The 7,061-nt window shown below is 38.4% G+C and carries 9 protein-coding genes and 1 pseudogene; 3 read left to right on the forward strand and 7 right to left on the reverse strand.

The window, feature by feature from the left end:
• The 3 genes from VB654_RS21945 to VB654_RS21955 form a co-directional block, all read left to right on the forward strand.
• On the forward strand, window positions 1-563 hold a 563-nt coding region (locus VB654_RS21945; RefSeq protein ID WP_323215916.1), incomplete at its 5' end, for a DEAD/DEAH box helicase.
• The gene (locus VB654_RS21950) at window positions 560-919 is read left to right on the forward strand and encodes an ATP-binding protein (RefSeq protein WP_323215917.1); all 360 of its coding nucleotides are present in this window, start codon (window positions 560-562) and stop codon (window positions 917-919) included. The genes VB654_RS21945 and VB654_RS21950, both read left to right, overlap by 4 nt.
• The gene (locus VB654_RS21955) at window positions 876-1,178 is read left to right on the forward strand and encodes a hypothetical protein (RefSeq protein WP_323215918.1); all 303 of its coding nucleotides are present in this window, start codon (window positions 876-878) and stop codon (window positions 1,176-1,178) included. Before VB654_RS21950 ends, VB654_RS21955 begins: the two co-directional genes overlap by 44 nt.
• A 215-nt stretch (window positions 1,179-1,393) precedes the next feature.
• Here the strand turns inward: VB654_RS21955 and VB654_RS21960 are convergent.
• From VB654_RS21960 to VB654_RS21990, 7 genes and pseudogenes are all read right to left on the reverse strand, one after another.
• Window positions 1,394-1,588 (reverse strand): annotated as a pseudogene (locus VB654_RS21960) (four helix bundle protein); the annotation flags it as partial.
• 146 nt (window positions 1,589-1,734) lie between these two features.
• Window positions 1,735-2,337: a Uma2 family endonuclease gene (locus tag VB654_RS21965; RefSeq protein WP_323215919.1), complete on the reverse strand. Its 603-nt coding sequence runs from the start codon at window positions 2,335-2,337 to the stop codon at window positions 1,735-1,737.
• A gap of 59 nt (window positions 2,338-2,396) precedes the next feature.
• Window positions 2,397-2,777 (reverse strand): YidH family protein, encoded by a 381-nt coding sequence (locus tag VB654_RS21970; protein WP_323215920.1) that lies wholly within the window; start codon window positions 2,775-2,777, stop codon window positions 2,397-2,399.
• 92 nt (window positions 2,778-2,869) lie between these two features.
• On the reverse strand, window positions 2,870-3,262 hold the full coding sequence (locus VB654_RS21975; protein ID WP_323215921.1) for a pentapeptide repeat-containing protein: 393 nt from the start codon (window positions 3,260-3,262) through the stop codon (window positions 2,870-2,872).
• Window positions 3,263-3,387: 125 nt separating this feature from the next.
• Window positions 3,388-3,924, reverse strand: coding sequence for a transcriptional repressor (locus VB654_RS21980; RefSeq protein ID WP_323215922.1), 537 nt, complete (start codon window positions 3,922-3,924; stop codon window positions 3,388-3,390).
• Window positions 3,925-4,282: 358 nt separating this feature from the next.
• Entirely contained in the window at window positions 4,283-4,870 is a 588-nt protein-coding gene (locus tag VB654_RS21985) for a Uma2 family endonuclease (protein WP_323215923.1), read from the reverse strand.
• A gap of 465 nt (window positions 4,871-5,335) precedes the next feature.
• Window positions 5,336-6,328, reverse strand: coding sequence for a glycosyltransferase family 2 protein (locus VB654_RS21990; RefSeq protein ID WP_323215924.1), 993 nt, complete (start codon window positions 6,326-6,328; stop codon window positions 5,336-5,338).
• Between the last annotated feature and the right edge of the window lie 733 nt (window positions 6,329-7,061).

The following is a 7,061-nucleotide window of genomic DNA, read 5'->3' on the forward strand; positions in this document are numbered from 1 at the left end:
TCTACGAAAGCGGTATTGAACTCAGTCCCCAAGACCTGAATCGGATTAATACAGAGTTAGATATTCCCCAATATATTCTCCATTGGTTAGCTGAAGACGAACAACGCAACCTCCGCATCATCCTAGAACTCGAAGCACTCGCCCAACATCATCACCGCATTATCGTTTTTAATACCTCCGTTGAACACGCTCAACTCATCACTTCAATTTTGCGTTTAAGAGGGTTCAATGCTGATGCTGTGACAGGTAACACCCCCAAATCAGAACGCGATCGCATTATCCAAAATTTTAAAGACGACCAGCCCCAAACCAAGATTTTATGTAACTACGGGGTTTTAACTACTGGCTTCGATGCGCCAAAAACCAGTGCGGCCGTTATCGCCCGTCCCACCAAATCCCTTGTACTCTACAGCCAAATGGTAGGTCGAGCCATCAGAGGACTCAAAGCTGGCGGAAATGCTACCGCCGAAATTGTCACGGTTGTTGATAGTCAACTCCCCGGTTTTGGGTCTGTAGCATCAGCTTTTCACAATTGGGAAGACGTTTGGAGGAAAAACCCATGAATAGTAACGACCATAATATTGTTCCGGCTCACCTGGCTGTGCAAGCAATGCGCGATAATGGTTATAAAAATGCGGCTTATGCGATCGCCGAATTAATGGATAATGCCATTCAAGCCGGTGCATCTCAGGTAGAATTACTCTGTGGTGAACGTAAACAACAGGTAGAAGGTAGAAAGCGATCGCGCATTGAACAAATCGCAGTATTAGACAATGGGAAAGGTATGGATGCTGACGTTTTACGTCTAGCCCTGCAATTTGGTAATGGGACTTATTTAGATGAAAAAAAAACACACCGGAATCGGTCGTTTTGGCATGGGTTTACCATCTTCCTCTATTTCCCAATGTCAACGGGTTGATGTCTGGTCATGGCAAAATGGCATAGATAATGCACTCCATAGCTACCTTGATTTAAATGAAATTAAAAGTCGTCAGATGACGGAAGTACCTGAACCCACTACTCAACCAATTCCGATGAATTGGACAAAAATAAGTCAGAATTTTGGTGAAAGTGGCACATTAGTAGTGTGGTCAAAAATAGACCGTTGTATGTGGCGAACTGGAAAAGCGATTATTGATAATTCTGAGTTTGTTATCGGTAGTTCCCCCATCACTTGATGATATTTTTGGAGTCACGAATAACAAGCAATCAGCCCGTAATTTTGGCGAAATTCTCCAACTAGATATTGAATCTTTATTAGAGGAAGGAAAAACCGTTGCCCAACTTAAAGAAGAACTACTCCAAGACGAAGACCCCAAATATCCCCTCTTAGAATTAGCGCATAAAATCAGCAGTCAACTAAGTATAATTCGGCGATTAATCAAAGCACAAATTCATAACGGCGTTTTCTCCATGCTTCTGCAAAATTTGCACAAACAGAGCGTGATGATCTCCGAATTTGGTCAGTTAACGAATATCTTTCCTCTATGGGAAACTTCTTTGATAATTCAAAGATTTTCATGGCGGCATCAAATGCCATTTTGTATACTTCTAGGTCTTCATGACTTTTGATTGGTTCTTTTTCCATTCCCCCTGCTCCCTGCTCCCTGCTCCCTGCTCCCCTGCTTTCTTTATGATGATCTCACAAAATCGCGTTGCTCCCAGGTACATAACCCACATAAAGATTTGTCTGTGAATCTCTCTCAATTATTGCCGTGAAAGTCTTCATTTAATTTAACTCCAAACCTCAGTTAAATCCAACACAAATCCAGGTAAAACATCTTCCCCTGATAAACTAACAGGATGATCTAAAACTTCCACATTTCTACCAGAACGATAAATTTCTACTCGTTGATTTTTGCGGTCAATCAACCAACCCAAACCCGCACCATTTTCTATATATTCTCTCATCTTGGCTTGCAACTTTTCTAGAGAGTCTGTTTTAGAACGTAATTCCAGCACAAAATCAGGACAAATTGGCGCAAAGGTTTCTTGCTGTTCTAAAGTTAGAGTATCCCATCTTTGTTTACTTACCCAAGCTGCATCAGGAGAGCGATTAGCACCATTAGGAAGGCGAAAACCTGTGGAAGAATCAAAAACTTTACCCAGTTTATTTTGACGGTTCCACAGCCAAAGCTGCCCTTCTATATCTAGGTTTTTGTTGCCAGTATCACTGCCGGTAGGTGGCATAATAATTAACTCCCCCGTAGCAGTTCGTTCTAATTGCAAATCTCGGTTAGCGAGTGCCAAATCCACAAATTGCTCATGGGAAACTTGAAGTGTGAGTGTATTTGGGATATTGACAGCAATAGCCGGGGTTAAGTTAGGTTGTGTCATTATTCCATCCTGAAACTGTGACTGATGAAGACGGTGGAACGGAAGTCCTTTTGTTATTTCTAGAGTAACAAGAGTAAAGGAAGGCTAAGAACCCCTAGAATTATTACCACTCCGGTCATGATCCACACGGGTAAACGGTGAGGTCGATAATTAGCGCGTTCAATTTCCCAGAATACCTGATTGTATCGCCATGCAGCTAAGGCGATCGCTACAATCCCAAAAATTACAAACACAGTCCCCAAGTTTTCTGAATTGAATATGGGGTTGACAGGAGGTTTTTCTTGTGTTATCACCAAATTCAATTGCCGCATAAATAGACCGAACCGCGCGATCGCAAAACCAAAACCAATCAACGAAATAGAAGTACGTAGCCATGCTAAAAAAGTTCGCTCGTTGGCTTGATGTTCGCGTTGACGGTCAATTTTCGGCATTCTACTCATGTTAATTCGTAATACCGTTTTAGTACAGCATGGCGTAAATAAACCCACCATACCCAGCCAACGAAAAGCCTACAGAATCAGCTGTTTGATTTTTAATTAGTCTCTTTAATCTGCAATCCCACGGAAACGGGGTTAAAATTTTGTGGAAAATGAGTGCTGCGATCGCAATCGGCTTTTTCCAGTTTCGCTCCTTCAAGGTTAGCTTGACGCAAATCAGCCGAAAACAATAAAGCTCCCCGAAGATCAGCATTTTGTAAATTAGCTTGACTGAGATTTGCAAAACTTAGATCACAGCCCCTGAGATTGGCAGCATTAAGATTAGCTTCACTCAAGTCAGCATAACTGAAGTCAGATCCTTTGAGATCCATCCCTTGCAAATCAGCTTCACCCAAGTTCGCCCCACTAAAATTGCGTTTCCCTTCTGCATACCTTTCTAAGAGAGTCACAGCAGTATTAATAATCTGTTGAGAGTTTGTTTCAGACATAGAACCGCCTCACAGTTTGCCTCATGATTACTATACACTCATTAATCATAAAACTACTGATGCCCAAATCTATAGACCATCAAAAGTTGAGCGATCGCTTGGTTTTTTTGACAGTATTTTCAATATTATGATTCATCATCTTCAGTATCATCTATGGCTGGCAACTGATGTCCAGCTTTAATCGCATTCCCACACATCCAATCACTGGGCATAATCGCCGGCCATCCTCTTCGGACTGCTTCAGGACAAATGGTATAAATTGTTAGTTGACAGTCGATTAATTCTAACCCTGATTTTTCTACTTGTTTCAATGCTTGCTTAAAGATAGAATTATTTTCAAATTCGATAGTCATGTTACATTGGGCGCAAACCATGTGATGATGATGGTGAGGAGAAGCTGTATTTAGTTCATAGTGTTTATGTACTTCCGCTAACTCTAACTCCCGGAGAATACCCATGCGTGTCATCAGCTTTAGCGTGCGGTAAATCGTCGATAAACTAATATTTTCTCCACGTTTTACCAGCAAATCGAAGACATCTTCTGCACTCAAATGTCTACCGCGCGTTAGATTTTGAAACACTTGTAAAATTATTTCCCTCTGGGGAGTTAGCCTCCATCCCTTGGCATTGAGTTCAGATTTTAAGGAATTTGCAGTATACATAGCTACAATCAGTCTTGATTTGAGTTGTATGAGAATGATAATCTCTTAATTAGAGGGTTTGTGTGAAAATAACCAGTTAATTGAGAAAGAATTATTGAGAATTATACTATATAAATTTAGTATCATCATCTGTAATTTTTCAGAGATTTTTTGATTAAACCCTGATTGTGCAACAGATTAAGCGATTTTCAGAAGCTATATTATAAAGAATATTTCTAATTAAGATTGTGGCGATCGCCCACCAAGTTTATTTTCACTTCATTTAGGGTGAAAGGGATTGCAGACATCCGAAAAACTTGATGCGTTTATCTTCAAAAAAGAGAGTTAAAGCGAAAATCTTCAGGTAAATATATGATGACTACACACCCTCATCAGTGGGTTCGGTTTCAAACTGCACTTGTCGGTACAAATCAGCGATCGCTATATCTACATCTACTGATTCCAGTCGGAATCTATCACCTAAATTATACTCAGATAACACCCATTTACCCTGTTCGTTGCGCTGAAATACTTCTACTAATGGTTGAGTTACTTCGACTAAGACATATTCTTGCAAAGTCGGAGATTGGCGATATTTAGCAAACTTCTTTCCCCTATCGGCTGCTTCTGTGGAAGGTGAAAGCACTTCGATGATTAAGCAGGGAAATTGTATCAATTGTGGATTGCGATCGCGCTGATCGCAAGTCACCACCACATCGGGATAAAAATACTTTTGCCCTGGTTCTACCTGCACCTTCACATCTACAATGTATACTTCACAGGAACGGTCTGCTAAGGCATCATCTAGAAGTTTAAAGAAATTTCCCGAAATCCGATTATGATTGCGTGTACCACCACTCATGGCCACAACTTCGCCATCCCAATACTCATAGCGTTGCTCTTGGGTGGGTTCCCAAAGCAGATATTCCTCTGCACTCATTGAAATACAATTGGGTAAAACAACCATCGGCGTGATTGGGGAATGATTTACTTCTCTAAGATAGCGAAAATAGTGCAGTACCTACGATAAGCGGGCGCAACGCAATTATGATTAAAGTTTTGTGACTAAAAACAATCCCACAGCAATCATTTTATGACTTTTTTCTGAAATCTGATTAATAAAGTCATTTCCCCAAGTTGGATTGAACTTAGATAATATATCTACCAGGGTAAACTCATCTAATTTGGTATAATATATACTTGACAAATGTGACAAGATAAGAATAAGCGACTAGATCAAAAATGTACTTGACATCAGAGCAAAATAAGTGAGAAAAATTCAATGCTCTCAAGGAATAGCTAACGAATAATACAGCAATTTGCGAGTAAATGAAGTATACGTCTCAAAAGTGTATTATTCGGTTTTAGCTTGAGTTCTAAAATCTAACCTGAACACCAAAAAAATACAGTTTTCAAGCTAGACACAGTTGAGTTATGAGAATTTATTTTTTAACTCTTGATTAAGAATTACTTGGTCCCCTTGATTAAATACCGACATCTGTTTTGCTTCTATACTACGTTTTATCTTGGCTCTAATAGGAATATCAAGCATTGTATAAAACAAATATTTACTAGCAATTAGAAAATTTCCATTTTTCAGCATGACAGAAACTTTATAAAACGAAAGAAATGCTTCTTTGTATATCATCCAGTTATAGTAACTCGGCTTGCTCGGTTTATTGCCATTCTTTTTCACAAATAAACATTGAATTGCATATATCAACCCCAGCATAAGAGATGTATAATACTCTAAGAGAGAATTCTTTTTAACTTTTTCATAAAGATAATTCAGGTCTCCTCCTATACTTCGCCACGGTCTATCTTTAGCAGGAGCTTGATAGTGATTTGACCTTGCTTTTGCCAGCTTGATAATTTGAATTTTTGCTTTTTGAACTCGTCGAGCAAAATCATGTTCCTCACATACATAAGTTTTGAAATAACGCAAATTAGTATCAAATCGGAAGTGATTTGCCACTATCTTTCTCAGGGAAAACAGGCTACCAGTGCCAAATGTGAGTTGATTTCTATCATTGGAACCATGACATTCATACACCCCTCCCCAAATAAATCCAACTTCTGGATATTGCATATACGCTTTGACAATTTCATCTAAACAATCTGGAAACAGACTAACATCATCATCACTGAATACAATAATTTCTCCTTTGGCATTTTCAAGAATTCGATTTCTTGAATAAGGTAATCCCCGATTCTTTTGATTTCGTAAAATATATAAATTTTCAATTTTCTCTTGATATTTATAGAGAATTTGCCGAGTTTGATCGGTTGAGCAATCATCAACAATAATGACTTCATAGTTGGGATAAGTCAACTTTTCTATGGCAGAAAGGCTTTGTATAGATAGACTTTCTGCTCTGTTATGTGTGCAAATTTCAATTGTGACTAATGGTTTAGCTATGTTCATTTTCTTAACTCAGATTATCTAAAGGTAAGTAAGTCAGTGAAAAAAATTCAATGTATGCGAAGAAATGTAAATCATTCCTAGTAGGTTGTTAATGCACCTTCTGAAATTTTTTGACGTGTCGGATAACACATTTTACAGTTTATTTATCTTTACATAGCTATATACTCACATATTTACGTAAAAAATAACACATAAACTACTGAGAGATTTTCTGGAAACTTTACAGACAATCCTCAAGTATCATTCTTACCAACAGTTCAAGTAATATGACTGCTTATTTTGCGGAACCTTCCTATCTATCAAACTAAGAAACTTAGATATATAGAGGGTTAGGAGGATTTTAGGGTTAAAATCCAGAAATTTTTGGATATGATGAATATCCCAATATCTACACAATTATACTGTGTACATATCCTATTTAGTGTGTATATTTATAATTTTTATGTGAAGAAGGAAAGAAGCAGAACCAGTATATAATGTCAATAAAAACAAATTATTGACAATGCAAATCAAAAGTCATTGTATTAATAGCTACTTTGTTAATATAAGTTTAGTGTAGGCGTAGTCCGTCGTAGACAGCTGATTTTTCTCAGTATCTGGAAAACCTTACTTCCATTCCTCTCCCCTACCAGGGCTATCGTATAAGTAGGTAGGGCTGGCTGAATAAATGTAAAATTTAGATAAATCAAAGGTTTGAGACTAATAAACCCGAAAGTAGGTGCAAGGCTTCGCC

Origin of the sequence: Nodularia sp. UHCC 0506 (genome assembly GCF_034931045.1) — a bacterium.
Classification (GTDB): domain Bacteria; phylum Cyanobacteriota; class Cyanobacteriia; order Cyanobacteriales; family Nostocaceae; genus Nodularia.